Origin of the sequence: Streptomyces sp. SCL15-4 (assembly GCF_033366695.1) — a bacterium.
Classification (GTDB): Bacteria; Actinomycetota; Actinomycetes; order Streptomycetales; family Streptomycetaceae; genus Streptomyces.
The window spans coordinates 1410803-1437549 of the sequence record NZ_JAOBTQ010000001.1; the positions used below are offsets into that span (position 1 = coordinate 1410803).

The following is a 26747-nucleotide window of genomic DNA, read 5'->3' on the forward strand; positions in this document are numbered from 1 at the left end:
GCGGCGGGTCACAGGACCTTGCCGAGGAAGTCGCGGGTGCGTTCGTGCCGGGGGTGGTCCAGGACCTCGCCGGGCGGGCCCTGTTCGACGATCCGGCCGGCGTCGAGGAAGACGACGCGGTCGGCGACCTCGCGGGCGAAGCCGATCTCGTGGGTGACGATCACGAGGGTGGTGCCGCTGGTGGCCAGGTCCTTGATGACGGCCAGGACCTCGCCGACGAGTTCGGGGTCGAGCGCGGAGGTCGGCTCGTCGAAGAGGATGATCCCGGGACGCAGGGCGAGGGCGCGGGCGATGGCCACACGCTGCTGCTGGCCGCCGGACAACTGCCGTGGGTAGGCGTCGCACTTGTCACCGAGACCGACGCGGCCGAGCAGTTCGCGGGCGAGGTCCCGGGCCGCCGGCCTGGCCAGCCGGCCGGTGGCGACGGGGGCGGCGGCGACGTTGTCGAGGACGGTCAGGTGCGGGAAGAGGTTGAAGTTCTGGAAGACGAAGCCGATCCGGCCGCGCTGGACGAGCAGGGCGCGCTCGCCGAGTTCCCTCAGCCCCTTGCCGTGCCGCTTGACGCCGATCAGTTCGCCGCCGACGCTGACGTGGCCGATGTCGGGCTTCTCCAGGTGGTTGATCACCCGGAGCAGGGTGGATTTGCCGGAGCCGGAGGGGCCGATGATCGCTGTGACCTCGCCGGGGCGGACGGTCAGGTCGATGCCGTCGAGCACCCGGTGGGTGCCGTACCACTTGTGCACGCCGTGCACTTCGAGCGCGACGGGCGCCGCCTTCTCCGGGGTCTGGACGGTGGTCATACGGCGGCCTCCTTGCGCAGCCGGGTCCGCAGGTCCGCGAGGTGGGCGCGGGCCCGCTGGAGCGGTGTCGGCGGCAGGGTGCGGGTGGCGCCGCGGGCGTAGTGCCGCTCGACGTAGAACTGGACGACGGAGACGGCGCTGGTGAGGAGCAGGTACCAGACGGTGGCGACCATCAGCAGCGGCACCACGTCGCCGGGGTAGGTGTTGCCCATCGACTGCACCGCGCCGAACAGGTCGAGCAGGGACACGTAGAACACCAGGGACGTGCTCTTGATCAGGCCGATCAGCTGGTTGACGTAGTTCGGCGTGATGGACCTCAGGGCCTGCGGGAAGACGATCCTGCGGAACCGGTAGCCCCGGGGCAGGCCGAGCGCGGCGGCGGCCTCGTGCTGGCCCTGGTCGACGGAGAGGATGCCGCCGCGGACCACCTCGGCCGCGTACGCCGCCTCGTTGAGGGTGAGGCCGACGACGGCGATGGTCATGTCGGTGGCCAGCCGCGACTCGTCGAAGGTGACGAAGGCCGGGCCGAACGGCACCCCGAGGCTCAGGGTCTTGTACAGGGCACTGAAGTTGTACAGGAAGATCAGCACCACGATCAGCGGGACCGACCGGAACAGCCAGGTGTAGGTCCAGCTGACCGCGCGCAGCACCGGGCTTCCGGAGAGCCGGCCGAGCGCGAGCAGGACGCCGCCGAGGAGGCCGAGGACGGCGCTGAGCGCGGCGACTTCGAGAGTGACGAGGAGTCCGTCGACGACGGCGGGACGCAGGAACCAGTAGCGGAAGCGGTCCCACTGGTAGAAGGGGTTGGTGGCCAGTCCGTGCAGGATCTGCGCGACGAGCACGAGGACGACGGCGGTGACGATCCACCGCCCGGGCCGGCGCAGCGGCTGAACTCGCTGTGCTGAAAGCTTTTCTGGCGGTATGTCAGCTGAGACGGGCGCCTCGGCGAGGGAGACGGCGGCGCCTGGGGATTCACTCATGAGGGGCTCCGGCGAGGTCGGACACCCCGGGCCGCGGCCGGGCGGACGCGGGCCGCGACGGCTCTGGGGCACTAGGCGGCGCACGGGCCGGCGCGAACCGGGGGTGGGCGGACTACGGCACACCGGGCGAGCGGGGTGCGCGGCGGGAACGCGAGGGCGATGAGGAGAGGTCAGCCCTGGCGGCGGGCGATGCCCGGCGCGGTACACAGTGCGCTGTTCACCCGGAGCAGATCGACGGCGCGGTCGGCGACCAGGAGGCCGGCGAACGACGGTACGCGGCCCTGGGGGCGGCTCGGGGCCGTCCTGGAAGCTGCGTACATGTCGTCACCTGTCACTGTCGCGGCCCGGCGGGCCTCGCGCTTACCGAATGCGTCGTCCGGTCCGGTCGTCACCTGGGGCACCCCACCGCGGTGCGAGGGTTGCCGGTCAGCGAGCCAGGGCTTGGCGCTGACGCTCATGACCGTTCTGAGCCGTAAGTAAGGCAGTTGCCCGTTCGAATGTCAACGCCCGTCCGCCCAGTGGACCCCGGCGGACCGCTCTCACCTGCGGCGGGCGCCCGGAGTGTGCCCGGCGTGGCTCGCCCAGTCCAGGATCTGGACGGCGGCTCCGGCGGCCTCCAGGCCCTGGCAGCGGCCGTGGTGGCGGCGGGCGATGCCGTCGAGGTCCAGGTGGCGGCCGAACGCGGGGTGGGCGGCCAGCCGGCGGGCGTAGGCCCACAGCGCGTGGTGCCCGGCCACCCGGTGCACGGCGGAGGCGTCGAGATGGCAGCGGTGGACGGTGTCGAGCTGCACCAGGGCCACCCACAGCTCGACGTCGGCGGCGGTGAGCCGGCCGTCGGCCAGGTACTCCTCCCCGCTCAGCCGGCGTTCCAGCCGGTCCAGGGTGTCCAGCAGGGTGTCGAGCGCGGCGGCCCGCTCGCGCGGCGTGGCGCCCGCCCGGCCGGCGCGCTGCGCGGCCTCCTCGATGCCCTCGGCGCACATCCGCTCGACCGCCTCGATCACGGACTCCAGGCCCGCCGGGTACAGACGGGCGTGGCCGTCCGGGCGGAACCGGTCCAGGTCGCGCAGGATGTCGGGGGCGTGGGTGCTGACGATGCGTCCGGACCAGTCGTCGCTGAGGACCGGGGCGAGCGCCGGGCCGGTGTAGTGGTGGGCGCTGGCCTCGTACAGCGGGCGCAGCGCCGCGTGGCCGCCGCCGGGACAGTCCGGGACGGCGGGCAGGAAGGTGACCGGACAGCTGGTGTCCAGGCCGAGGAGGGTGTGACCGACGGCGAGGCGCAGCCCGTCGGGGCAGGCGGTCGACAGATGGAGCCGGTAGCGGTGCGGCACGGCGTAGTGGCCGCTGCGCGCGTCCCGGCCGATCCGGCCCCGGAAGACGGGGGCGGTGCGGCGGGCGTGCGGCGCGGCGGCGAGCGGAGTGATGGACATGCGTCTCCCCGGGTGGTGGGCGTGCGGACGGGCGCTTTCCGGCGCGGACGTCGGCCGGCCGGCGGGGCCGAGGGGCCCGGTTCAGCGGCGGCGGCTGATCGCGCTGCAGACACGCTGGAGGTCGATGTGGCGGCGGGAGGTGAGCAGGGGTGCGCGCCACGGGGTCCGGGCCGTACGGCCGGTGCCCGGTGCGAGGCGCGTCATGATTTCCTACCTGTTCACTAGGATTCCCTCCCTGGAGTGTCGATCCGGCTCGGTAGGACGTCAAGGGGCTGTCCACGCACCGGAGTCGGGGGTCTCCTCAGAGTGAGAAACATGTGACATAGTACTGACGTGGCGAAGCGGCTGACCTGCGATGTCGTGGTCGTCGGAGCCGGGATGGCGGGCGCGGCCTGTGCGCTGTACGCCGCCCGGGCCGGCCTGGAGGTACGGGTGGTGGACCGGGGCCCGGTGGCCGGCGGCACCACCGGAGCGGGCGAGGGCAACCTGCTGGTCTCCGACAAGGAGCCGGGCCCGGAGCTGGAACTCGCCCTGCTGTCGGCCCGGTTGTGGGCGGAGCTGGCCGAGGAGCCGGGCGCCGCCGCCGAGATGGAGTACGAGCCCAAGGGCGGCCTGGTGGTCGCCTCCACGCCCGGCGCGCTGGCCGCGCTGCGGGACTTCGCCGCGGGCCAGCGGTCCGCCGGCGTCGCGGCCGTGCCGGTCGGTCCGAGTGAACTCTCCGCGCTGGAGCCGTACTTGGCGCCCGGCATGGCGGGCGGGACGCACTATCCGCAGGACGCCCAGGTCATGCCCGCGCTCGCCGCCGCCCGGCTGCTCCGCGCCTCCGGCGCCCGGCTGCACCTCGGCCACACCGTGACCGGGGTGCTGCGCACGGCCGGCGGCACGGTGTACGGCGTCCGCACCGACCGGGGCGATCTCCACGCCCCGGCGGTGGTGAACGCGGCCGGCACCTGGGGCGGCGACCTCGCGGCGCTCGCCGGCGTCCGGCTGCCGGTGCTCCCCCGGCGCGGCTTCGTCCTGGTCACCGAGCCGCTGCCGCGCAGGATCCGGCACAAGGTCTACGCGGCGGACTATGTGGCCGACGTGGCCAGCGACTCGGCCGGGCTGCGCACCTCGCCGGTCGTGGAGGGCACGGCGGCCGGGCCGGTGCTGATCGGCGCCACCCGGGAGCGGGTGGGCTTCGACCGTTCGCTGTCGCTGCGCGCGGTCCGGGCGCTCGCCGCCGGGGCCATCGGGCTGTTCCCTTTCCTGGAACGGGTCCACGCGCTGCGGACGTACGCGGGCTTCCGCCCGTATCTGCCCGACCACCTGCCGGCGATCGGCCCCGACCCCCGCGCGCCCGGCCTGTTCCACGCCTGCGGGCACGAGGGCGCCGGCATCGGACTCGCGCCCGGCACCGGGCTGTCGATCGCGCGGGCGCTCACCGGAACGGCGCCGGAACTGGACCTCACGCCGTTCCGTCCGGAGCGGTTCGACACACGGAAAGGCGAGGACCGGTGAATCCTCTGAAGCGGACACGGGCCCGGCCGGGCCCGGCCTGTACGGTCACCTTCGACGGCCGGCCCCTGCGGGCGCTGCCGGGCCGGACGGTCGCGGCGGCGCTGTGGGCGGCGGGCGTGACGGCCTGGCGCGGCACACGGGGCACCGGCAAGCCGCGCGGCGTGTTCTGCGGCATCGGGGTGTGCTTCGACTGCCTGGTGACCGTCAACGACCGGCCGAACCAACGGGCCTGTCTGGTGCCGGTGCGCCCGGGAGACGTGATCCGCACGCAACGGGGAACGGGCCGGGACGATGACTGAGCGGCCCCGGCTCGCCGTCGTCGGCGCGGGCCCCGCCGGCCTGGCCGCGGCCCTGGCGGCGGCCTCACGCGGTGTCCGGGTGATCCTGGTCGACGCGGCCGACCAGGCCGGCGGGCAGTTCTACCGGCAGCCGGCCGCCGCCCTCGGCGCCCGCCGGCCCCCCGCGCCGCACCACCGGCGGCGCACCTGGGAGCGGCTGCGGGCGGGCCTCGGACGGCACCGCGCGGCGGGCCGCCTCGTTCATCTGACGGATCATCATGTGTGGTGTGTCGCACGGGAGTCCGGCTCCGGCGGATTCACCGTGCACGCTCTGCGCGGTCCCGGCCAGGAGGAGGGTGTCACCGTCCGCGCCGACGCCGTGGTCCTCGCCACCGGCGGCTACGAGCGGGTGCTGCCCTTCCCGGGCTGGACGCTGCCCGGCGTCGTCACGGCGGGCGGTGCGCAGGCCATGCTCAAGGGCGGACTGGTGCTGCCCGGGCGGGTGGCCGTGGTCGCCGGGACCGGGCCGCTGCTGCTGCCGGTGGCCACCGGGCTCGCCGCCGCCGGTGCCCGGGTGGCGGCGCTGGTCGAGTCCGCCGGTCCGGCCGCGGCGCTGCGCCGGGCGCCCGCCCTCACCGTCCGGCCCGGCACACTCGCCGAGGGCGCCGGGTACGCGGCCCGGCTGCTGCGGCACCGGGTGCGCACCCTGACGCGGCACACGGTGGTGGCGGCGCACGGCACCGGGCGGCTGGAGGCGGTGACGGTGGCCGCGCTCGACCGCGCCGGACGCCCGCGGCCCGGCACCGCCCGGCGCCTGGCCTGCGACACGCTCGCCGTGGGCCACGGGCTGCTGCCGCACACCGACCTCGCCGAGGCCCTCGGCTGCGCCCTGAGCGGCACCGCCGTACGGGTCGACGGCGAGCAGCGCACCGACGTGCCCGGCGTGTGGGCCGCCGGGGAGGCCACCGGCGTCGGCGGCGCGGCCCTCGCGCTCGCCGAGGGGCACATCGCCGGGCACTCGGCCGCCGCGCGCCTGTACGGCGCCGTTCCCGACCCGCGCCGCCGGGCCGGCGCCGACCGGGCGCGAAGCCGGGCGCGGGCGTTCGCGGCGGCCCTGGAGGCGGTGTACGCCCCGCCCGCGGGCTGGGCGGACGGGCTGCCGGACGACACGGTGGTGTGCCGCTGCGAGGAGGTCACCGCCGGGCGGGTGCGCGAGGCCGCCGGCACGCTCGGCGCCGGGGACGCGCGCACCGTGAAGCTGCTGACCCGGGCCGGAATGGGCTGGTGCCAGGGCCGGATGTGCGGGCCCGCGGTGGCCGGACTGACGGGCTGTCCGCTCACCGCCGGACGCCGGCCGTTCGCCCGGCCGGTGCCGCTCGGGGTCCTGGCCGGCCTGCCGGACGCGGAGTAGGACCACGCCTCAGTGCCATGTCACACCGTAGAGAGAGGACCTTATGTCCGACGTACCGCACCGTCCCTGGCACGGCGTCCTCGTCGCCACCGCCCTCCCCTTCCGCGACGATCTCTCGGTCGACCACGACCGCTACGCCGAGCACTGCGCCCGGCTCGTCGCGAGCGGCTGTGACGGCGTCGTGCCGAACGGCTCGCTCGGCGAGTACCAGGTGCTCACCGCGGAGGAACGGGCCCGGGTGGTGGAGACCGCCGTGGCCGCGATCGGCGGGGAGCGGGTGGTGCCGGGCGTCGCCGCGTACGGCTCCGCCGAGGCCCGCCGCTGGGCCGAGCAGGCCGGCGCGGCCGGCTGCGCGGCGGTGATGCTGCTGCCGCCCAACGCCTACCGCGCCGACGAGCGTTCCGTCCTCGCCCACTACGCGGAGGTCGCGCGGGCCGGCCTGCCGGTGGTGGCGTACAACAACCCGGTCGACACCAAGGTGGACCTGGTGCCCGAACTCCTCGCCCGGCTGCACGGCGAGGGACTGGTGCAGGCCGTCAAGGAGTTCTCCGGCGATGTGCGCCGCGCCTGGCGGATCGCCGAACTCGCGCCGGAACTGGATCTGCTGGTCGGCGCGGACGACGTGCTGCTGGAGCTGGCGGTGGCCGGTGCCAAGGGCTGGGTGGCCGGCTATCCCAACGCGCTGCCGCGCGCCTCGGTGGAGCTGTACCGCGCGGCGGCGGCCGGGGACCTGGCCACCGCGCTCCCCCTGTACCGGCAGCTGCACCCGCTGCTGCGCTGGGACTCCAGGACCGAGTTCGTCCAGGCGATCAAGCTCTCCATGGACGTCGTCGGGCGCTACGGCGGCCCGGTGCGCCCGCCCAGACTCCCGCTGCCGCCCGAGCAGGAGGCCGCGGTCCGCGCGGCCACCGAGAAGGCCGTGGCCGCGGGGCTGGCCTGACGACCGGGAAGGAGACCGGAAGATGCGCAGCAAGCTCGTCCTGCACGCCGTCGACTCGCACACCGAGGGCATGCCGACCCGGGTGATCACCGGCGGGATCGGCACCGTGCCCGGCGCGACGATGAACGAACGGCGGCTGTACTTCCGCGAACACCGCGACCACGTCAAGCGGTTGCTGATGAACGAGCCGCGCGGCCACTCCGCGATGAGCGGCGCGGTCCTGCAGCCGCCGACCCGCCCGGACTGCGACTGGGGGATCATCTACATCGAGGTGTCCGGCTATCTGCCGATGTGCGGGCACGGCACGATCGGGGTGGCCACCGTCCTGGTCGAGACGGGCATGGTGGAGGTCACCGAGCCGGTGACCACCATCCGGCTGGACACTCCGGCGGGGGTCGTGGTCGCCGAGGTCGCGGTGGAGGGCGGCGCGGCCCGGAGCGTGACGCTGCGCAACGTCCCGTCGTTCGCCGCCGGCCTGGACCGCGAGGTCACCCTGCCCGACGGCCGCACCGTCGGCTACGACCTCGCCTACGGCGGCAACTTCTACGCCATCCTGCCCGTCGACGCCCTCGGGCTGCCCTTCGACCGCGCCCGCAAGGACGACATCCTGGCGGCGGGACTGGAGCTGATGCGGGCGATCGGCGAACAGGACGAGCCGGTCCACCCGCAGGACGCGTCCATCCGCGGCTGCCACCACGTCCACCTGTACGCGCCCGGCGCCACCGCCCGGCACTCCCGGCACGCCATGGTCATCCACCCGGGCTGGTTCGACCGCTCCCCCTGCGGCACCGGCACCTGCGCGCGCATGGCGCAGCTGCACGCCCGCGGCGAACTGCCCCTGGGCACCGAGTTCGTGAACGAGTCCTTCATCGGCACCCGGTTCACCGGACGGCTGCTGGGGACGACCGAGGTCGCCGGGGTGCCGGCCGTGCTGCCCAGCTTCACCGGCCGCGCGTGGATCACCGGGACGGCGCAGTACCTGCTGGACCCGGACGACCCGTTCCCCGAGGGGTTCGTCCTGTAGGCCCGCCGGGCTCCTCTACACTCACCCCGGTGATGCGTGACATGGCACAGAACACGCGTGACGCGGAGCTGTCCGCGCTCCCGCGGCTCGGCGGACGGCGCAGCAGCTACCGCGAGCGGGTCGCGGACGCCCTGCGCGCCGCGCTGATCGCGGGCGAGCTGCGGCCGGGCGAGGTGTACTCGGCGCCCTCGCTGGCCGCCCGGTTCGGTGTCTCGGCGACACCGGTACGGGAGGCGATGCTCGACCTGGCCAAGGAGGGACTGGTCGACACCGTGCCCAACAAGGGCTTCCGGGTCACGGCCGTCTCCGACCGGCAGCTGGACGAGTACACGCACATCCGGGCGCTCGTCGAGATCCCGACCGTGGCGGACCTGGCCCGCACCGCCGACCGGGTCTCGCTGGAGGCGCTGCGCCCGGCGGCCCGGGAGATCGTCGCCGCCGCCGCGGCGGGCGACCTGATCGCCTACGTCGAGGCCGACACCCGCTTCCACCTCGGCCTGCTCGCCCTAGCGGGCAACGCGCACCTGGTCGAGGTCGTCGCCGACCTGCGCGGGCGCTCCCGGCTGTACGGGCTGACCGCGCTGGTGCGGGCGGGCCGGCTGCTCGCCTCCGCCGAGGAGCACCTGGAGCTGCTGGACGCCCTGCTGGAACGCGACGAGCGGGCCGTCCGCGAGATCATGACCCGGCATCTGGGGCATGTGCGCGGCCTGTGGGCGGCGGACTGACCTCCCCGGGCGGCGGACATCTGGCGGCCACGGGTCCGCGCCGCGACGTTTTTTGCGCGATCCGGCGGCCCGCACGGAACAAAAAACGGCGATTTTGAGCCAGATCGGCGCATCCCCGACCATGGAACCCGTCCCGGTGATCCCGGGAACATCCGTTCCATGAGAGGCGCACCACCCATGCACAACACCGGAACCGTCGCACGGTCGGCTCCGGCCTCCGCGGAGACCCCCGCGGCGCCCCCCACGGTTCCCGCCGAGAACCCGCACGGCGACGCCGGCAGGCATGCCCGCCGGTTCGGCCTGCCCGTCGCCACCGCCCTGGTCATGGGCAACATCATCGGCGGCGGCATCTTCCTGCTGCCCGCCTCCATCGCCCCCTACGGCACGGTCAGCCTGGTCGCCTTCGGCGTGCTGACCGTCGGCGCCATCGCGCTCGCCCTGGTCTTCGGCCGGCTGGCCGCCCGGGACCCGCGCACCGGCGGCCCCTACGTCTACGCCCGCGAGGCGTTCGGCGACTTCGCGGGCTTCCTCGCGGCCTGGTCGTACTGGATCACCACCTGGGTGTCGAACGCGGCGCTCGCCGTCGCCGCCGTCGGCTACCTGGACGTGCTGATCCCGGTCGACGACCACCGCTGGACCGCCTGCCTGGCCGCGCTCGCCCTGCAGTGGCTGCCCGCGCTCGCCAACTTCGCCGGCACCCGGTACGTGGGCGCCGTCCAGCTGGTCTCCACCGTGCTGAAGTTCGTCCCGCTGCTGCTGGTCGCGGTCGGCGGGCTGTTCTTCTTCGACCCCGACCGGCTCGGCCCGTTCAACTCCAGCGGGCACGGCGCGGTCGGCGCGGTGTCCGCCTCCGCCGCGCTGCTGCTCTTCTCCTACCTCGGCGTGGAGTCCGCCGCCGTCAGCGCGGGCGAGGTCGAGAACGCCCGCCGCAACGTGGGCCGCGCCACCGTCATCGGCACCGCGGGTGCGGCGCTGGTGTACCTGCTGGGCACGGTGTCGGTGTTCGGCACGGTCGCGCACGACCGCCTGGTGACCTCCACCGCGCCGTTCTCGGACGCCGTGAACACGATGTTCGGCGGCAGCTGGGGCGGTACGGCGGTGGCGCTCGCCGCGCTGGTGTCCATGACCGGCTGCCTCAACGGCTGGACCCTGCTCAGCGCCCAGACGCCGTACGCGGCGGCGCGCGACGGACTGTTCCCGAGCGCCTTCGCCCGCCGCCGGCGGGGTGTGCCCACGGTCGGCGTGGGCGTGACGGTCGTCCTCGCCTCGCTGCTCACCGTCTACAACTACTTCTCCGGCTCGGGCAAGGTCTTCGACGTCCTGGTCCTGGTCACCACGTTCACCGCGACCGTGCCGTACCTGCTGGCCACCGCCGCGCAGATCTTCCACCTCGTGGCCGGGCGGCCCGAGGCGGTCGACCGGGGGCGGCTGGTGCGGGACTCCGTGATCACCGCGGTGGCCGCGGCGTTCTCGGTCTGGCTGATGGCGGGCGCCGGCTACGCCGCCGTGTACCAGGGCGTGCTGTTCCTGTTCGTCGGGATCATCGTCTACGCGGTGATGGCGGCGCGACGGCAGCGGAGGCAGACCCCGGCGGCCGAAGCCCCGGCGGCCGAGGCGCCGTAGTCGGCGGGGCCTAGTCCCGGCGGCCGGGGGGCACGGGGTCGGGGGGCGCGGGGTGCACTCCGGGCCGGTACTTCGGGACCCGGATAGTGATCTTCATCCCGGCTCCGACGCCGGTCTCGATCACCAGGCCGTGCTCGTCGCCGTAGACCTGGCGCAGCCGCTCGTCCACGTTGCGCAGCCCGATGCCCGCCGCCGGGCCGTCCTCGCCGCGCAGGATCCCGCGCAGCCGGTCCGGCTCCATGCCGACCCCGTCGTCCTCGACGACGATCCGGGCCGTCGCCCCCTCGTCCCGCGCGGTGATCGTGATACGGCCGCGCCCGGCGCTCTCCTCCAGCCCGTGCTTGACCGCGTTCTCCACCAGGGGCTGCAGGCACAGGAAGGGGACCGCCACGGGCAGCACCTCGGGGGCGATCCGCAGGGTGACCTCCAGCCGCCGGCCGAACCGGGCCCGCACCAGCTCCAGGAACTGCTCGATGGCGCGCAGCTCCTCGGCGAGCGTGGTGAACGCGCCGTGGCGGCGGAAGGAGTAGCGGGCGAAGTCGGCGAACTCCAGCAGCAGGTCGCGGGCCCGCTCGGGGTCGGTGCGGACGAAGGACGCGATCGCCGCGAGGGAGTTGTAGACGAAGTGCGGGGAGATCTGCGCCCGCAGCGCGCGGATCTCCGCCTCGATCAGTCCGGTGCGGGTCCGGTCGAGGTCGGCGAGTTCGAGCTGGACGGAGACCCAGCGCGCCACCTCCTCGGTGGCCCGCGCCCCGGACCCCGGCTCCCCGGCGCCGAGCACGACGAGCGCGCCGAGCACACGCCGGTCCACGGTGAGCGGCGCGGCGGCGCCCCAGCGCACCGGGCAGTCCGGCTCCGGGCAGCCGACGGCGAAAGTCTGCGCCCGGCCGGTGTCCAGCACCTGGCGCACCCGCTCCAGGGCCGTCTCCTCGTGGTGCCGGCCCGGTCCCTCCCAGGCCAGCAGCCGGTCCTCGGCCGTGAGCGCGAGGGCGGCCGTGCCGAACAGCGGACGCAGCCCGCGTACCGCCTTGCGGGCCGCGTCCGGGGTGAGTCCGGCGCGCAGCGGTGGCGCGGCCACGGAGGCGGTGTGCAGGGTGCGGAAGGTGGCGCGCTCCACGGGGGTGCCGGGGTCCGCGCCGTCCCGGTCCGATCGGCGGGCCGACAGGCGCCCGGCGGCGAGGCCGGCGGCGAAGAGCAGCGGGGCTCCGGCGGCGAGCAAGGCGAGGCCGTTCACCGGGGCGAGCCGTGGGCCGCGAACCACTGGCACCGGTTCGTCGTCATGGTGTCGTCACTCCTCGGCGGGTGGTGGACGGGCTTCGGCCGGCCGGGCGTTCGGGCAGGTGGAGGCGGGCCATGGCGGCCTCGGTGCCGGCGGGGACGCGGTTCCGGGTGGCCAGGGACACCAGGATCATGGTCAGGAAGCCGAGCGGGACGGACCACACGGCGGGCCAGGCGAGCAGGGAGTGCGCCCAGCCCCGGGCCGGCGGCCCGGCGATCGTCAGGGTGACGGCGGTCAGGGCGCCGCCGCCGCCGGCGAGGAGTCCCGCGATCGCGCCGGGCGGGGTCAGTCCGCGCCACCAGATGCCGAGCATCAGCAGCGGGCAGAAGGAGGAGGCGGCCACGGCGAAGGCGAGTCCCACGGCGCTGGCGACGGGAAGCTGCCCGGCGGCCACGCTCACCGTGCCGGGCACGGCCACCGCCAGCAGCGTGGCGAGCCGGAAGCGGCGGACGCCGAGCGAGGGCAGCACGTCCTGGCTGAGCACGCCCGCGACGGACAGGATGAGCCCGGAGGCGGTGGACAGGAACGCCGCGCAGGCACCGGCGGCGATCAGCGCGCCGAGCAGGTCACCGGCGGTGCCGCCGATCAGCCGCTCGGGCAGGACGAGGACGGCGGCGTCGGTGTCGCCGGTGAGCAGCAGGTCGGGGGCGTAGAGCCGGCCGAGGAGGCCGTAGAGGGGCGGCAGCAGGTAGAAGCCGCCGACGAGGGCGAGCACGATCACGGTGGTGCGCCGGGCGGCGCGGCCGTCGGGGTTGGTGTAGAAGCGGACGAGGACGTGCGGCAGCCCCATGGTGCCGAGGAACGTGGCGCATATCAGCCCGTACGTGGCGTAGAGGGGGTGCTCCTCCTCGCCGCCGGACAGCGGTGCGGCCCAGCCGGCGGCGCCGTCCGCCGGGCCGTCGCCGCTCACGCGCTCGGGCACCGGGGTCCGGGGCGGGAACCGGAGCGTGGTCCCGGCCCGGATCTCGTGCACACCGGGCTCCAGCACCAGCGGCCCGCCGTCGTAGCCCCTGCCGTCCACGGCGCCGGTGGCGGCGGCCCGCAGCGGTGTCCCGATCCGGAGCCGCACGGTGCTGTCGACGGTGACCTCGGTGTGCCGGCGGAAGGTCGGCGGCTCCTCCACGGCACTGGCGGGACGCGGGTCGCCGTGCCAGGCGAGCAGCAGGAAGACCGCGGGCACGAGGAGGGCGGTCAGCTTCAGGCAGTACTGGAACGCCTGGACGAAGGTGATGCCGCGCATGCCGCCGGCGGCCACGGCCAGGGTGACGACGACGGCGACGAGCACGCCGCCGAGCCAGTGCGGCGCACCGGTGACCAGGCCGAGGGTCAGGCCCGCGCCCTGGAGCTGCGGCAGCAGGTAGAGCCAGCCGACGCCGACGACGAGGACACCGGCGACGCGCCGGGCGGCCGTGGACTCGAGCCGTGAGTCGGCGAAGTCGGGCAGGGTGTAGGCGCCGGAGCGGCGCAGCGGGGCGGCGACGAAGGCGAGCAGGACGAGGTAGCCGGCCGCGTAGCCGACGGGGAACCAGAGCATCTGGACGCCCTCGGCGGCGACGAGTCCGGCGATGCCGAGGAAGGAGGCCGCCGAGAGGTACTCCCCGCTGACGGCCATGGCGTTGAGGTACGGCGGCACGGTGCGGGAGGCGACGTAGAAGTCGGACGTGGTGCGGGAGACACGCAGTCCCAACGAGCCGATCACCAGGGTCGCCAGGACGGCCGCCGACACGGCCACGATGCCGTACGCCTGGCTCACCCGGCGGCCCCGCGCGCTCCGGCGCCGGTCACCGCCGAGCCCCTTCGTCCCCGTCCGCCACGTCCCGTTCGTTGCGCTCGGCCCGTACGACGTACCACCGGCCGACGACGACGAGCAGCGGGTAGACACCGACCCCGAGGACGGCCCACACGACCAGCGCGCCCGCCGGCCGGACCGCCGGGTCGGGCAGGGCCGCGAACACGAGGGGCAACGCCCCGACCACGCCGACGAGCACTCCGAACACGGCCAGCCCCAGCCGAAACTGACGTCGCATCAGTTCTCTCGGCCCGGCACCGTCCGCGGGACGCACCGGAACGGACCGCGCCGGACCGCGCACCGGCCTGGCCAGCCGGGAAACCCCCGTGACCACTTCACGTCGGGGAGTCCCGGGTCCACCCATGCCGCGCCCTCCGGCCCGCGAAGATCACACGTCGCAGTGGAGTGTACGCACCACCGATGCGCGGGGACAGCTCCCGGCCGGGGCCCGTTTTCCGGCCGCCATTCTCCGGCGCTCCGGGATTCCCGCACATTCCGGTTCTGCTGGTGACGGCGGGACCGCCATGGATAGAATGTCGCGCGCTGCTCGCGATGGCGGTCGGCGAGGTCGGCGGTGGGGGCGAGAGTACCGTGATTGAGCTGTGGAAACACCCGGAGCGAAGCGGCCCCTCCCGAGCATCTGAACGCGTGTTCGCTTTTTCCGGCATGCGGTGCTTACGGCCTGTCCGCCATATCCACGAACGGTCATCGTAAAGCGGCCCACGCGACAGCAGTGGGCCGCTTTTCTTTGCCTGCCTGGTTTCAAGACAACGAAAGTGTGGAGTGTGATGCCATGAACCGAGTCGGCAGAGACTCGCCCCGGGCGGCCAGGAGGCTTGTCCAGCCGCTGGCGCGCACGGGCTTGTCCGCCCTCTTATTGGCAGGCGCCGCCGCCGGAGTGACGGCCGGACCGGCCACCGCCGCGGCCGCCGACGGCACGCTGACGGTCCAGGTACTGCGCGACTTCTTCGGCACCGGCGTGATCAACACGACGATGGACGTGCCGCAGCGAGGCATGCGGGTGGAGGTCACCGACCCCGCCGGGCACGTGGTCACCGGCGTCACGGACGCCACCGGAAAAGTCGTGGTGCCGGGGTCGAGCGCGCTGAGCGGCGGCCGGTACCGCGTCGACGTCAGCGTCCCGGCGCCGTACAGCGGTCATCTGCGGCCGGCGCCCGCGTCGACGGCGGAGAACCACTTCGACAGCTTCACGTCGTTCGTGGACCTGTCGGACGGCAAGAACGCCTCGGTGGTGACGGGGGTGTGGAATCCGGCCGACTACGCGCTGCCGGACTCCCGGTACTTCGTGCCGGTCCACAACGGCCCCAACGGGAAAGACAACCGGGCGCTGGTGGCGTTCGGGACGAAGGTCCGCGGCACGTGTCCCACCGATACGGCGTGCCCGACCACGCTCGCCACACAGGACCAGGTGGGCACGACGTTCGGGCTGGCGTACGACACGAACCGGTCCCGGCTGTTCCAGAGCGCGTTCGCCCGCCGGTACGCCGCGTACGGGCCGCAGGGCGGCGGCGCGATCTACACGGTGCCGGCCGACGGCTCGGGTACGCCGAAGCTGTTCGCGCGGGTGCCGGACGCGGCGGAGACGCGGCACGACACCGCGAACCTGATCAAGGACGCCGGATTCACCGACGCGCCGGGCAAGGAGAGCATCGGCGGCCTGGCCCTGTCGGAGGACGGCGCCACGCTGTACGCGGTCAACCTGCGCACCCGCAGCCTGGTGAGCTTCGACGCGACCGGGGCCACCGCCTCGGCGCCCAAGGCGACGGTCCCGATCCCGGACCCGGGATGCGCGGGCCGCGGCGACTGGCGGCCCTTCGGGCTTCAGGCCCACGACAACACGCTGTACGTCGGCGGTGTGTGCAGTGCGGAGAGCACGAAGGACCGCCAGGACCTGAAGGCCGTCGTCGCCACCTTCGACGGCAAGCGGTTCACCACGGTGCTGAGCCACCCGCTCACGGACGTCCGCGGCACCGTCTTCGATACCGGCGACAAGGCCACCCACTGGAACCCGTGGAACACCGGCCTGGACTCGTGGGACGACCGCAAGGCTGGCTACTACTTCATCGATCCGCAGCCGGAGCTGTCCTCCCTGGCCTTCGGCCGCGACGGCTCGATGATCCTGGGTTTCCGCGACCGGTTCATGGACGTGCTCGGCTGGGGCGGCCTGGACCCCCGCCCGGGCAACGACACGGCGGAAAACGGCATGTCCGGTGGTGACATCACCATGGTCTGCGCCACCGCCACCGGTGAGTACCAGTGGGAAGGCACCGGAAGCTGCCCCAACCACGCCGCTCCCGCCAACAACGGCGGCCAGCCCGCAGATGTCGTCGAATACTTCCCGGGCGACTTCTACGCCAACTCGCACCAGGAGACCGCGCTGGGGTCGGTGGCCTACATCCCGCAGCAGCAGTGGGTCGTCAGCACGGAGTTCGACCCGGTCGTCGACGTCGCGACCTCGGGGACCGGGTACCACGACATCGCGACCGGTCAGGGCCCGGGCAACAACCCGAAGGCCAACGGATTCCAGTTCGTCAGCCGCGAACAAGGCGGGTTCGGCAAGGCCGGCGGGCTCGGTGACATCGCCTACGCGGCGGCGAACGCGCCGATCCAGATCGGCAACGTCGTGTGGTTCGACGGCGACCACAACGGAATCCAGGACCCGGGGCACGTGCTGCTGCCGGGGGCGACGGTCAACCTGCTGGACGCCGACGGCAAACAGGTCGCCACGACCCGGACCAACGCCGCCGGCGAGTACTACTTCGGTGGTGTCGGCGCCGCGTACGAACTCACGCCGGGCGCGAAGTACACCGTGCAGTTCGACGTGTGCACCGCGGACACCGGCCAGGTGCCCGGGCAACCGCCGACGAGCGCACTGAGGTTCACGCTCCCGCGGGCCGGTGCCGACCGTGCGCACGACTCCAATGTGACCCCGCCGACCACCGGCCGGCTGTGCATCGGCACCGCGCCCGTCACCGCGCCGGACAAGCCGGGCGGCGTCGACCACACCATCGACGCCGGGGTCTACGTCCCGAAGGCGACACCGAGCCCCACTCCCACTCCCACTCCCACTCCGACCCCGTCCCCGACTCCCGCCCCCAGTTCGCCGCCGGCCTCGACACAACCGTCACCCGCGCCGCCGGCCAACCCGGGCCCGGGCGGCGGGGACACGCGTTCGGGTTCGATGGCGAACACCGGTATGTCCGGGATGCCGAAGATGATCGCACTCGCCGGTCTGCTGGTGAGCGCGGGCCTGGTCATCGCGTTCATGAGCCAGAAGCGTCGCGCCAGGAAACACTGAACGCACTGGACGACGCCGATCTGCCCGCCCGCGCGCCATCCGGTGCGCGGGCGGGCGGATCGCGTCCCGGCCGGGCAGTGCGGCGACCGAAAGGAAGAAACGGAAGAGTGCCAGCGTCGAACCGCGTGCGGAGCGGGAGAATCCGGCAAGTCCCACCGGGCCGTGCGGCCGGCCGGCGCCGATGGGCCCGGCCACGCTGGGCGGCGGCCGCGCTCGGCCTGGCGGCCGTCGCGGCGGCCGCGTTCCTTCTCACCGGCGGCGGCTCCGGCTCCGGCGGTCCGCGCGCACTGACCTCGGACGAGGCGAACCGGCTGGCGATCACCCGGTTCCGCAACTTCGAGGCACGGGGCCGCGCGGTGACGATCACGGTGCCGGGCACAGCCGGGGAGCTGACCGTCACCGGGTCCGTCGACTACCGGGGCAAGCTCGGGTACGGCGTGGTGCACGGCACCGGGCGCGGCACCTCCAGTGACGGGCTGATCCAGTGGACGGCCACCGCGGTGTTCGTCCGCCCGATGGCGAACGCCCCGGCGCACGCCCCCGCCTCACCACCCCGCTCCGGCTGGTACCGCCGTCCGCTGCGATCGTCCGGCAGCGCGCTGGACAGTTCGCTGGCCATCGCCCTCAAGCTCGGCAGCGACCGGCCGGACAACGCCGAACTGCTGCCGCAGAACGGCGCCTCCTGGCGGGGGCGCGACCGGGTGGCCGGGCACCCGGTGGACGTCATGACCGGGCCGTCCTCCCCCGACCGCTCCGGTACGGCCGGCAACGTGCGCTACTGGATCGGCTCGGACGGCACCATGTACCGGGTCCGCGTCCGCGTGGACTCCGAGTCGCAGCCGGTGGTCATCGCCTTCGACACCCAGAAGTACCTTCCGGTCGAGCCGGTGCCCGGCGTCATCCCGGCCCGGTAACCGCCGTTCAGGGCGTGCGCACCCGCGCGTGCGCGGCGAGCAGGGAGCCGGACGGCAGCGAGATGTCCGCCGTCTTCGGCAGCTCCGGAACGGCCGGGACGGCGGTGGCGCCCGTGCCGGTGGCACGGGGGAACTGCGGCTGCGGACCGGGCGCGGCGACCTCGCTGAACGGGATGCCGCCAGGCGCCCGCGGCGCCGCCCAGGTGCCGGCCGGCGACGGTGACCCGGCGGGCAGCGGGCAGGCCGCGCCGGTCGCGAGCCGCGCGGGCACCGTCGTCCGCAGGTCGTTGCCCCGCAGGCAGTTGCCCCGTCCCCGCGTGGCGGTGGGGAACGACCAGCCGACGTCGACGCCGTTGTCGCTGAAGGCGTTGTCCACGATCTGGTTGCCGACCGGAGGGATGTCGGCGGTCGCGGTGATCACCAGCCCGGCGTTGCCGTTGCCGGTGACGCGGTTGCGGAGGAACCGGTTGCCGCTGCCGCCGTCGATGCCGATGCCGGTGCCCCATCCGCCGTCGGCCTGCTCCGGTGTGGCCCTCTGCTGGTTGGCGGCGATCAGGTTGCCCGCGATGACGGCGTCCCGCTGCGGGAGCAGTTTCTCCTGGTGGTCGGAGTTGGTGGTGAGTCCGACCCGGTTGCCGGCCAGGCGGTTGCCCACCACGTACATGTCGCCGCCGGCGTTGGTGCCCTCGTAACCGACCGCGTTGAGTTCGGCGATGTTGTCCCGCACCACGATGCGGCACGGCTTGCACTGGCCGACGTAGATGCCCGAGTCGGCCCCGCCCGAGGCGTACGAGTGCTCGATGACGCCGTTCTGCGCGGAGAACGCGTAGATGCCGTACAGGCCGTTGCGGGTCGCGGTCACGTACGAGACCAGGAACGACTTCAGGAAGGTGACGGGCTCGTCGCCGGTGTCGTAGCCGCCGCTCTGCCCCGGCAGGCCGGCCGCCGCCTTGGCCGAGCCGGTGACCAGGACGCCGTTCTGCGTGTTGTTCCGCACGGTCAGGTTCTCCACGGCCACTCCGGGCGCGGAGACGACGACGCCGTTCGGCTGCCGCAGCCGCCCGTCGATGACGACCTTGTCGCGGGACTCACCCCGCAGGGTGATGCGCGGCGTGGAGACCCTCACCGACTCGTGGTAGACGCCCGCCGCGACCAGTACCAGGTCACCGGGACGGGCGAGGGAGACCGCCGCCGAGATCGTCGGGGCGTCGGCCGGCACTCTGATCGTCACGTGCGCCCCGGACGGTCGCCGGCCGTCGTCCGATCCGTCGCCGCCGGACCCGCAGGCCGCCAGCAGGCAGGCCAGGGTGCTCAGTAACGCGGCCATCACACGAAGACGGAGACGAGGCATGGGCATGGCCTCATCCTGGCATGAAGTGCTCCCGGCGCGAGGCCGGCCAACTCGCCGCGCGGGGAAGGGATATGGCATTCTTCGCTCCGTGAGCCGAGCCGACGCCCATCCGTCACGCCGCGCGTTCATCGGTGCCACCGGGGCCGTGGCGGCGGCCACCGGGCTCACGGCCGGATGCGAAGCGCCCGCGGTCCGGCAGGACCGGCCCCCATCCCCGGCGTCGACCCCACGGGTCGCGGCGACCGGTCGCCATCAGGCGGGCGTCACGCTCCCGCAACCGGCCCAGCCGAACCTCCTGGCGGTGGTGGCCGATGTCACCGACGGCGTGGCCGTCGGCCCGCTGCTGGCCGAACTCGGCCGGGCCGTGCACGCGCTCACCGCGGGAGCCGATCCCCGGCTGCTGGGCCTGCCGCCGGGCGATCTCACCGTGACGATCGGCGTGGGCCCCCGGCTGGTGCGCCGGGCCGGCCCCTCCCTGCCCGGCGCGGCGGACCTCCCCCGCTTCTCCCGCGAGCGGATCGCGCCGCGGTCGCGCGGCGGTGACCTGCTGTTGCAGATCTGCGCCGGCGACCCCTTGCTGCTGCCGGTCGTCGCCACCGCGCTGCTGCGGCAGGCCGGCGACCGGGTCCGGGAACGCTGGCGGCAGTCCGGACGCCGCGGCCCGGACGTTCCCGTGACCAAGGGCGTCTCCGCGCCCCGCAACCTGCTCGGTTTCATCGACGGCATCGTGGGCCCGCACACGGATGCCGAACAGCGGCGCCACCTGTGGCTGGCCGGGCCGGCTCCCGTCGCCGGCGGCACGATCGCCGTGGTACGGCGCATGGAACTCGACCTGCCGCGGTTCGCCGCGCTCTCCGTCGCCGACCAGGAAGCGGTCTTCGGCCGGCGCCGGGCCAGTGGCGCGCCCCTGTCCGGCGGAACCGTGGCCTCGGACCCGCAGCTGGGCGCCAAGACACCGGACGGGCGCTACCTCGTCCCGGCCGATGCCCACGTCCGCCGGGCCCACCCGGGCGTGGTCGGCGCCGGCCTCATGCTCCGCCGTTCCTACAGCACCGACGAGCCCTCCCCCGGGCTGCTCTTCATCAGCTTCCAGAACGACCTGCGCACCTTCACGAAGACGCTGGCCCATATGGACGGCTCCGACGCGCTGCTCGGATTCACCACCACCACCGCCACCGCCACCTTCCTCGTCCTGCCCGGTTTCGACCACCAACGGCCCCTCGGCGCCGGCCTGTTCCGCTGACCGGCCCGGCGGCACGGCGCGGTGGTCCGGACCCCCGCGCCGAGGGCCGCGGCTAACGACCCGTGGCCCCCCGCAGGGCACGGGGGACGGCCCGGTCGTCGTCGAGGGCGCTCATCCGGACGGGGTCTCTCTCGTCGTCCAAAAACGACGGCGCGGACCACCGTTCCGGCAACTGCGTGCTGGTCACCGTCCGGCCAGTGCGGGTCCTTCGTGTTGTCGATCAGGCCCGCGGTGCCGTCTGGGAGCAGCACGTCCAGCCCCCAGGGCCGTACCGCGAGCACACGGACGTCGTACCCCTGACGAAGTGTCGAGGGCATGGCACTCAGCCTCCTCACGGCTTGGATATCCAGGTGCGGGCGACGATCAGGGCGTTGACCTCGTTCAGCCTGCTGCAGCCGATCACCCACTCGGTCCTGGGGCTTCCGTTCGGACCCTTCCTCGCAGGTCCACACCGTCCTCACCCCGCCTAACAAGCGGGCTCCGTACGACCGACGGCGGCGCCGACCGCGACCACACCCACGGCCCCCGCGGCGGCCACCGGGGAGTACGCGGCGGGTGTCGGCGAGACCGCCGCCGCCCGCGTGCACACCGCCCCGCGGGCCGTCGTGGTCACCTGCCCGAATCGTTCCGGAAGGTCGCGCCGCGGCACCCCGGTCCGCACCCGGTGCAGTATCCCATTGACCACCTGCCGGTGGTCCCGCCACCGCCCGCACCGGTTGTTACTCACTGGCAGCAACGACTCCAGCCGCTGCCATTACCCGTCCGAAAGATCTCCCCGTCCCGTCATGCCACGGTCAACGCTCCAGACCAGCGGCCGGACACGGCCCTACAGTGAGGACATGTCGGACGATCAGCACCGCGTGACCGTGGACGACGGCGTCGAGTTCCCCGCGCCCGCCGACGGCGAGATGTGGGCGGTCGGGGCCGTCATCCTCAATCAGGACGGCCACGCCTTCGCCCAGAAACGCAGCCCTGAACGGCGGCTCTTCCCCGACTGCTGGGACATCGCCGGCGGCCACGTCGAGCCCGGCGAAACCCTGCTGGACACCCTCGCCCGCGAAGTGGAAGAGGAGACCGGATGGCGTCTGCGCCGCGTCCGGCGCCTCCTCGGCATCACCACCTGGACCGGCGACGACGGGGACGGACTGCGGCACGAGGCCGACTACCTCGTCGAGGTCGACGGCGACCTGGGCCACCCCGCCCTGGAATGGTCCAAGCACACCGCCTACGACTGGTTCGGTCCCGCCGGCCTGCACCGCCTCAAGGAGAACCGAGCTCCCGGCGAATACCTCATCCACGACCTGATCGCGAAAGCCCTACAAGATCGCCCGGACACGCCCTAGATCGTGTCCGCAAAGTCAGGGCAGCCAGAGTTGTAGGCAGGCGAGGGTGACCAGGGCTTGGTAGTGGCGGGCGCGTTTGTCGTAGCGGGTGGCCAGGGCCTTGTGATGCTTGAGCCGGTTGAAGCAGCGCTCGACGACGTTGCGGCGCCGGTAGGCGGCCCGGTCCAGCCGGCACAGACTCTCGCCTCGGCGCAGGCGGCCGTTGATCTGGTCGATCCGCTCCGGGATCACCGCCTTGATGCCGCGCCTGCGCAGGTAGGAGCGAATCTTCATGGACGAGTAGCCCTTGTCGGCGACGACCCGCTCAGGCCTGGTACGGGGCCGTCCGGGCCCGCGCCGGCGGACGCTGATGCGGGCCATGACCTGCTCGAACTGGGTGCAGTCGTTGACGTTTCCGGCGGTGATGGTGAAGGCCAGTGGCCGGCCCCGCCCGTCGCAGGCGAGGTGGATCTTCGTGGTCAGCCCGCCGCGGGACCGGCCGATCGCCTCACCCGGCCAGAGCCCCCTTTTCGGGCCCCGGCCGCATGCTGGTGGGCCCGCACGGTGGTGGAGTCGACACACACGACCGTCCAGTCGACCGTGCCGACGGCATCCGAGTGCTGCTGGACATGGGCCAGGAGCCGGTCCCAGGTGCCGTCGGCGGACCAGCGGCGGAAGCGTTCGTAGACCGTCTTCCACGGGCCGTAACGTTCGGGCAGGTCCCGCCAGGCGGCCCCCGTCGACAGCTTCCACAGGATGCCGTTGACCACCTGGCGGCGGTCCCGCACCGGCCGGCCCATCCGCGCCGGCGCCAGCAACGGCTCGATCACCGACCACGACTCATCGGTCAGCTCATGACGACGCACCATGAACAGACCAACGACGCCAACACTTTGCGGACACGACCTAGTAGTGCTTCGTTACGTTGGGTGAACTTGCCTGTGGCGGGTATCTGTCGGGCATGAGGCTGGGGGAAGTGGAACGGCTCCGGGGTGAGCTATCGCAGTTCGTTGCCGATGTGTTCGGGTCGTTGCCGCAGCGGGATCAGCGGCGGTGGGGCGCGTGTTATCTGTGGGGGCTGATGCTGGACGGCCGGCGGAAGTCGATCCAGCCGATGGCCGAGCGGCTGCCGGACGGCAACATGCAGGCCCTGCAGCAGTTCGTGAACCAGTCGCCGTGGGATCCGTTGCCGGTGCGGCGGCGGATCGCCGAGCGGTTGTGCGAGGCGGTCCGCCCTGAGGTGTGGGTCGTCGATGATGTGTCGTTTCCCAAGTGCGGCACCGCGTCGGTGGGGGTGGCCCGCCAGTACTGCGGGGCGTTGGGCAAGCGGGCGAACTGCCAGGTCGCGGTCAGCGTGCACGCGGCCACCGACACCGCATCGTGCCCGCTGGATTGGGAGCTGTTCCTGCCCGAGGAGTGGGCCGGTGACCACGACCGGCGAAGCAGGGCCGGGGTCCCTGACGAGGTCGGGCATGCCTCGAAGACCCGACTGGCGCTCGGGACGATGTGCGGTGACCGCGTTTCGGGCCGGGCTGTTCCGCGTGAGGTGACGCGGTGCTCGCGTCGCTGGAGGAGAGATCGCCGCGGACCTGGACGGTGTCGGCCTGGGCTCCCCCCCGGCTGGTCCGGCGGGCTATGGAGCGGGTGTGTAGCCGCGGGTGCGGACGAGGTCGTGGGTGAGTCGGGTGAAGGCGCGGGTGGCGGCGCCGCGGTAGGCGCCGTCGCGGTGCAGGAGGGTGACGGTGCGGGTGGGTAGGGGCGGGTCGAGGGGGACGGGGGTCAGATGGGGGTGGTCATGGGTGATGGCGTCGGGCAGGACGGTGGCCAGGCCGGTGCGCTGGACGATCTCGGTGAGGGCCTGGATGGAGTTGGCCTCGACCCTGATGCGCGGGGCGGTCCGGTGGCGGCTGAAGTAGGCGTCGATGTGACCGCGGGTGGCGAAGTCACCGCTGAGCAGGGCGAGTTGCTGGTCGGTGAGCTTCTTTACGGGTAGCGGGGAGACTTGGCCGGCGTCGGGCCGGCGGGTGCCGGTGACCAGAGTGAGCGTCTCCGTGAACAGGGCGGTGGCGGTGATGCCGGAGAGGTGGGGGCCGGCGAAGGCGATGCCGAGGTCGAGGTCGTCGGCGAGCAGGGCCGCTTCGATGCGGTCCTGGGTCATTTCCATCAGGGTGAGGTTGATGCCGGGGTGGCGGGTGTGGAACTCGGCGGTGAGCGGGCCCACCAGATAGGCGGTGAAGGTGGGAGTGACGCCCAGTCGCAGGTGACCGCGGGTGAGGTCCTGGACGTCGTGGACGGCGCGTTCGGCGGCGGCCAGGTCGCGCAGCGCGCGCCGGGCGTGGTCGGTGTAGACGGCACCGGCGTCGGTGAGCCGCACCGTGCGGCCGGTGCGGTCCAGCAGCTGCACGCCCAGGGTCCGCTCCAGCTGCTTGATCTGCTGGGAGAGCGTGGGCTGGGAGATGTGCAGCTCCTCGGCGGCGCGGGTGAAGTTGCCGTGTTCGGCCACGGCGAGGAGATAACGCAGGTGACGCAGTTCGAGAACAGCCATGGAACGAACTATAGATGTGAACAATAGCTTCTATTCCTAATAGCTCTTGGACACTATAGGAGGAGGTCATGCATGGTGGATCTCACCAGCCCACAGGGGCCGATCCCCACCCGAAGGGAGTGACCATGCAGGACCTCGCCGATGGCGTCACCCGTTTCCAGCGGGACGTCTTCCCGGCCAAGGCGGAGCTCTTCGCCCATCTGGCCACACATCACACGCCGCAGACGCTGTTCATAGGCTGCTCCGACGCCCGTGTCGTCCCCGAGCTGATCACCGGCACCGAGCCGGGTGACCTGTTCGTCATCCGCACCGCCGGCAACCTGGTGCCCGCCTACACCCCTGAGGCCGACGGGATCACGGCGAGCATCGAGTACGCGGTCGCCGCACTGGGCGTCAAGGACATCGTCGTCTGCGGGCACTCCGCGTGCGGTGCGATGACCGCACTCGCCGAGGGCCACGACCTCGGCGGTGCCCCGGCGGTCGCCACCTGGCTGCGGCACGCGGACGCCTCGGTGGCCCGCACCGCCGCAGACGGTGGCGTTCCCGCCCTGGTACGGCAGAACGTGCTGGCCCAGCTGGCGAACCTGGCCACCCACCCTTCGGTCGCCAAGGCGCTGGCGCAAGGGAAGGTCACCCTGCACGGCTGGGTCTTCGACATCCCCACCGGCCGCATCCAGGACCTGACCGCCCCGCTCGCGGCCTGATACTCCCGGCTCCGGCCTCCCGCCCGGGAAACGCTTATCCCTCCACTCGCCACTTCCACCTCCTGCTCGTGAAGTGGCCCAGCCGAGAAAAAGGACGTACTGATCATGGTGCACGCACAGTTCGACTCGACCGCCCGTGAGGCCCTGGCCGCCAAGGCCGTGGAGGCCAAGACCGTCAAGGACCTCTCCTGGAAGCAGATCGCTGACGCCTCGGGCCTGTCGGTGGCCTTCACCACCGCCGCCGTCCTCGGTCAGCACCCGCTGCCGGAGAAGTCCGCGAAGGCCGTGGCCGAGCTGCTGGGTCTGGACGACGACGCGGTGATGCTGCTGCAGACCATCCCGGTCCGCGGTTCGATGCCGAACCGGATCCCGACCGACCCGACCATGTACCGCTTCTACGAGATGCTCCAGGTCTACGGCACGACCCTCAAGGCCCTGATTCACGAGGAGTTCGGCGACGGCATCATCTCCGCGATCAACTTCAGGCTCGACGTGAAGAAGGTCGCCGACCCCGAGGGCGGCGAGCGCGCCGTCATCACCCTGGACGGCAAGTACCTGCCGACCAAGCCCTTCTGACCCCCGGCGCCGATACAGCGTCGCATACGGGCAGATGGCAACGGGGCGGGCCGGAAGAACAGCCTTTCGGCCCGCTCCGCCCCGTTCCCCGAACCCCGCGAAGCCGCCCGTCGGCCGCATCGCCCCTTTCCCGTCCTTGGAGGATCTTTCATGGACTTCGTCCAGCGCACCATCGACATCGCCCGTCAGAACGTCGCCGAGGGCGGCCGTCCGTTCGCGACCGTCATCGTCAAGGACGGCGAGATCCTCGCCGAGAGCCCCAACAAGGTGGCCCAGACCAGTGACCCCACCGCGCACGCGGAGATCCTCGCCATCCGCGACGCATGCACCAAGCTGGGCACCGAGCACCTGACCGGCACCACCATCTACGTCCTCGCCCACCCCTGCCCGATGTGCCTGGGCGCGCTGTACTACTGCTCGCCCGACGAGGTCGTCTTCCTCACCACCCGCGACGCCTACGAGCCCCACTACGTCGACGACCGCAAGTACTTCGAACTCGGCACCTTCTACGACGAGTTCGCCAAGCCCTGGCAGGACCGACGGATGCCGATGCGCTACGAGGAGCGCGAGGACGCCGTAGACGTCTACCGCTTCTGGCAGCAGCGCAACGGCGGCGAGCGCCGCGTCGCGGGCACCCCCGCCGCCTGACCCAGGCGGTCGAGAAGGTGGCCTGGGTCCACCTGCCCGGCGGCACACCCGACCCCGGCGAAACGCTGATGTCGCCGGTGAGGCCGACGGCCGTGATGTCGTCGTCGATCATTTCGGCACCGAACTTCTCGGCCCGGGCCCGCGTGTTCTCCATCAGGACGGGCCCGCCGGGGAAGCCGGGGAAGTTCTCCACCTCGGTCGTGGTGGTCCGCGATCAGCCGACGAAGATGGAGCTGCCGAACAGCAGGGGCTTCAGCTGTGCGCGGGCGGTGTAGAGGACGGCGGTGTAGCCGGCGGGCCGGAGCCGATGATGACGACCTCGCGTATCCCGCTCACGCCGTCGCCTCAG

At 73.1% G+C, this 26747-nt stretch carries 24 protein-coding genes, 4 pseudogenes and 1 riboswitch; of the genes and pseudogenes, 15 read left to right on the forward strand and 13 right to left on the reverse strand.

Translation table 11 applies throughout. The features are described from left to right. Positions 1 to 8 precede the first annotated feature (8 nt). The 5 genes from SCK26_RS05785 to SCK26_RS05805 form a co-directional block, all read right to left on the reverse strand. Complete coding sequence (locus tag SCK26_RS05785; protein ID WP_318200176.1) at positions 9 to 800, reverse strand: amino acid ABC transporter ATP-binding protein; 792 nt, start codon at positions 798 to 800, stop codon at positions 9 to 11. Next, a complete protein-coding gene (locus SCK26_RS05790) occupies positions 797 to 1780 on the reverse strand; it encodes an amino acid ABC transporter permease (protein ID WP_318200177.1) in 984 nt (327 codons plus the stop codon). Before SCK26_RS05790 ends, SCK26_RS05785 begins: the two co-directional genes overlap by 4 nt. A gap of 170 nt (positions 1781 to 1950) precedes the next feature. Then, positions 1951 to 2100 carry a hypothetical protein gene (locus tag SCK26_RS05795; protein WP_318200178.1) on the reverse strand — a complete coding sequence of 50 codons (150 nt, stop codon included), beginning with the start codon at positions 2098 to 2100 and terminating at the stop codon, positions 1951 to 1953. A gap of 31 nt (positions 2101 to 2131) precedes the next feature. Continuing rightward, positions 2132 to 2242: riboswitch (SAM riboswitch) on the reverse strand. A 77-nt stretch (positions 2243 to 2319) separates the two neighbouring features. Then, positions 2320 to 3207 carry a glutathione S-transferase C-terminal domain-containing protein gene (locus SCK26_RS05800; RefSeq protein WP_318200179.1) on the reverse strand — a complete coding sequence of 296 codons (888 nt, stop codon included), beginning with the start codon at positions 3205 to 3207 and terminating at the stop codon, positions 2320 to 2322. Positions 3208 to 3288: 81 nt separating this feature from the next. After that, positions 3289 to 3411 carry a putative leader peptide gene (locus SCK26_RS05805; protein WP_318200180.1) on the reverse strand — a complete coding sequence of 41 codons (123 nt, stop codon included), beginning with the start codon at positions 3409 to 3411 and terminating at the stop codon, positions 3289 to 3291. 129 nt (positions 3412 to 3540) lie between these two features. On the opposite strand from SCK26_RS05805, the gene SCK26_RS05810 reads away from it, so the two are divergent. The 7 genes from SCK26_RS05810 (at position 3541) to SCK26_RS05840 (ending at position 10708) form a co-directional block, all read left to right on the forward strand. After that, a complete protein-coding gene (locus tag SCK26_RS05810) occupies positions 3541 to 4707 on the forward strand; it encodes an FAD-binding oxidoreductase (protein WP_318200181.1) in 1167 nt (388 codons plus the stop codon). Beyond that, positions 4704 to 5006, forward strand: a complete 303-nt coding sequence (locus tag SCK26_RS05815; protein WP_318200182.1) for a (2Fe-2S)-binding protein — start codon at positions 4704 to 4706, stop codon at positions 5004 to 5006. Before SCK26_RS05810 ends, SCK26_RS05815 begins: the two co-directional genes overlap by 4 nt. Then, the gene (locus tag SCK26_RS05820; RefSeq protein WP_318200183.1) at positions 4999 to 6396 is read left to right on the forward strand and encodes an NAD(P)/FAD-dependent oxidoreductase; all 1398 of its coding nucleotides are present in this window, start codon (positions 4999 to 5001) and stop codon (positions 6394 to 6396) included. The genes SCK26_RS05815 and SCK26_RS05820 overlap by 8 nt, the downstream gene beginning before the upstream one ends. Positions 6397 to 6439: 43 nt before the next feature. Beyond that, the gene (locus tag SCK26_RS05825; protein ID WP_318200184.1) at positions 6440 to 7336 is read left to right on the forward strand and encodes a dihydrodipicolinate synthase family protein; all 897 of its coding nucleotides are present in this window, start codon (positions 6440 to 6442) and stop codon (positions 7334 to 7336) included. Positions 7337 to 7358: 22 nt separating this feature from the next. Further along, the gene (locus tag SCK26_RS05830; RefSeq protein ID WP_318200185.1) at positions 7359 to 8360 is read left to right on the forward strand and encodes a proline racemase family protein; all 1002 of its coding nucleotides are present in this window, start codon (positions 7359 to 7361) and stop codon (positions 8358 to 8360) included. Positions 8361 to 8392: 32 nt separating this feature from the next. Then, positions 8393 to 9085 (forward strand): GntR family transcriptional regulator, encoded by a 693-nt coding sequence (locus tag SCK26_RS05835; RefSeq protein WP_318200186.1) that lies wholly within the window; start codon positions 8393 to 8395, stop codon positions 9083 to 9085. Positions 9086 to 9262: 177 nt separating this feature from the next. Continuing rightward, positions 9263 to 10708 (forward strand): amino acid permease, encoded by a 1446-nt coding sequence (locus SCK26_RS05840; RefSeq protein WP_318200187.1) that lies wholly within the window; start codon positions 9263 to 9265, stop codon positions 10706 to 10708. A 10-nt stretch (positions 10709 to 10718) separates the two neighbouring features. Here SCK26_RS05840 and SCK26_RS05845 read toward each other — a convergent pair whose 3' ends face one another. The 3 genes from SCK26_RS05845 to SCK26_RS05855 are packed head-to-tail and all read right to left on the reverse strand — an operon-like array spanning position 10719 to position 14014. Beyond that, the gene (locus SCK26_RS05845) at positions 10719 to 11942 is read right to left on the reverse strand and encodes a sensor histidine kinase (RefSeq protein WP_318200188.1); all 1224 of its coding nucleotides are present in this window, start codon (positions 11940 to 11942) and stop codon (positions 10719 to 10721) included. Positions 11943 to 11985: 43 nt separating this feature from the next. Further along, positions 11986 to 13740 carry a cation acetate symporter gene (locus SCK26_RS05850; RefSeq protein ID WP_318200189.1) on the reverse strand — a complete coding sequence of 585 codons (1755 nt, stop codon included), beginning with the start codon at positions 13738 to 13740 and terminating at the stop codon, positions 11986 to 11988. A 28-nt stretch (positions 13741 to 13768) separates the two neighbouring features. Beyond that, positions 13769 to 14014 carry a hypothetical protein gene (locus SCK26_RS05855; RefSeq protein WP_318200190.1) on the reverse strand — a complete coding sequence of 82 codons (246 nt, stop codon included), beginning with the start codon at positions 14012 to 14014 and terminating at the stop codon, positions 13769 to 13771. 555 nt (positions 14015 to 14569) lie between these two features. Between SCK26_RS05855 and SCK26_RS05860 the strand changes: the two genes are divergently transcribed. Together SCK26_RS05860 and SCK26_RS05865 are read left to right on the forward strand one after the other, a co-directional pair. Beyond that, positions 14570 to 17095 carry an SdrD B-like domain-containing protein gene (locus SCK26_RS05860; RefSeq protein ID WP_318200191.1) on the forward strand — a complete coding sequence of 842 codons (2526 nt, stop codon included), beginning with the start codon at positions 14570 to 14572 and terminating at the stop codon, positions 17093 to 17095. Positions 17096 to 17313: 218 nt separating this feature from the next. After that, positions 17314 to 18009: a hypothetical protein gene (locus SCK26_RS05865; RefSeq protein WP_318205928.1), complete on the forward strand. Its 696-nt coding sequence runs from the start codon at positions 17314 to 17316 to the stop codon at positions 18007 to 18009. Positions 18010 to 18016: 7 nt separating this feature from the next. Here SCK26_RS05865 and SCK26_RS05870 read toward each other — a convergent pair whose 3' ends face one another. Then, positions 18017 to 19228, reverse strand: coding sequence for a nitrous oxide reductase family maturation protein NosD (locus tag SCK26_RS05870; protein ID WP_318205929.1), 1212 nt, complete (start codon positions 19226 to 19228; stop codon positions 18017 to 18019). A gap of 220 nt (positions 19229 to 19448) precedes the next feature. Here SCK26_RS05870 and SCK26_RS05875 point away from each other — a divergent pair, with 220 nt between their 5' ends. Beyond that, positions 19449 to 20603: a Dyp-type peroxidase gene (locus SCK26_RS05875; RefSeq protein WP_318200192.1), complete on the forward strand. Its 1155-nt coding sequence runs from the start codon at positions 19449 to 19451 to the stop codon at positions 20601 to 20603. 604 nt (positions 20604 to 21207) lie between these two features. On the opposite strand, the pseudogene SCK26_RS05880 reads toward SCK26_RS05875, so the two are convergent. Beyond that, positions 21208 to 21348, reverse strand: a pseudogene (locus SCK26_RS05880) (transposase); the annotation flags it as partial. 94 nt (positions 21349 to 21442) lie between these two features. Between SCK26_RS05880 and SCK26_RS05885 the strand changes: the two are divergent. Next, positions 21443 to 21946 (forward strand): NUDIX hydrolase, encoded by a 504-nt coding sequence (locus tag SCK26_RS05885; protein WP_318200193.1) that lies wholly within the window; start codon positions 21443 to 21445, stop codon positions 21944 to 21946. A 15-nt stretch (positions 21947 to 21961) separates the two neighbouring features. Here the strand turns inward: SCK26_RS05885 and SCK26_RS05890 are convergent. Beyond that, a pseudogene (locus SCK26_RS05890) lies at positions 21962 to 22794 on the reverse strand (IS5 family transposase). Positions 22795 to 22886: 92 nt separating this feature from the next. Between SCK26_RS05890 and SCK26_RS05900 the strand changes: the two are divergent. Next, a pseudogene (locus SCK26_RS05900) lies at positions 22887 to 23423 on the forward strand (IS701 family transposase); the annotation flags it as partial. Between the two features lie 135 nt (positions 23424 to 23558). Here the strand turns inward: SCK26_RS05900 and cynR are convergent. Then, the gene (gene cynR, locus SCK26_RS05905; RefSeq protein WP_318200196.1) at positions 23559 to 24470 is read right to left on the reverse strand and encodes a transcriptional regulator CynR; all 912 of its coding nucleotides are present in this window, start codon (positions 24468 to 24470) and stop codon (positions 23559 to 23561) included. 125 nt (positions 24471 to 24595) lie between these two features. On the opposite strand from cynR, the gene SCK26_RS05910 reads away from it, so the two are divergent. From SCK26_RS05910 to SCK26_RS05920, 3 genes are all read left to right on the forward strand, one after another. After that, on the forward strand, positions 24596 to 25174 hold the full coding sequence (locus SCK26_RS05910; RefSeq protein WP_318200197.1) for a carbonic anhydrase: 579 nt from the start codon (positions 24596 to 24598) through the stop codon (positions 25172 to 25174). A gap of 105 nt (positions 25175 to 25279) precedes the next feature. Further along, the gene (gene cynS / locus SCK26_RS05915; protein WP_318200198.1) at positions 25280 to 25750 is read left to right on the forward strand and encodes a cyanase; all 471 of its coding nucleotides are present in this window, start codon (positions 25280 to 25282) and stop codon (positions 25748 to 25750) included. A gap of 150 nt (positions 25751 to 25900) precedes the next feature. Further along, on the forward strand, positions 25901 to 26398 hold the full coding sequence (locus SCK26_RS05920; protein ID WP_318200199.1) for a nucleoside deaminase: 498 nt from the start codon (positions 25901 to 25903) through the stop codon (positions 26396 to 26398). 63 nt (positions 26399 to 26461) lie between these two features. Here the strand turns inward: SCK26_RS05920 and SCK26_RS05925 are convergent. Beyond that, a pseudogene (locus SCK26_RS05925) lies at positions 26462 to 26734 on the reverse strand (NAD(P)/FAD-dependent oxidoreductase); the annotation flags it as partial. Between the last annotated feature and the right edge of the window lie 13 nt (positions 26735 to 26747).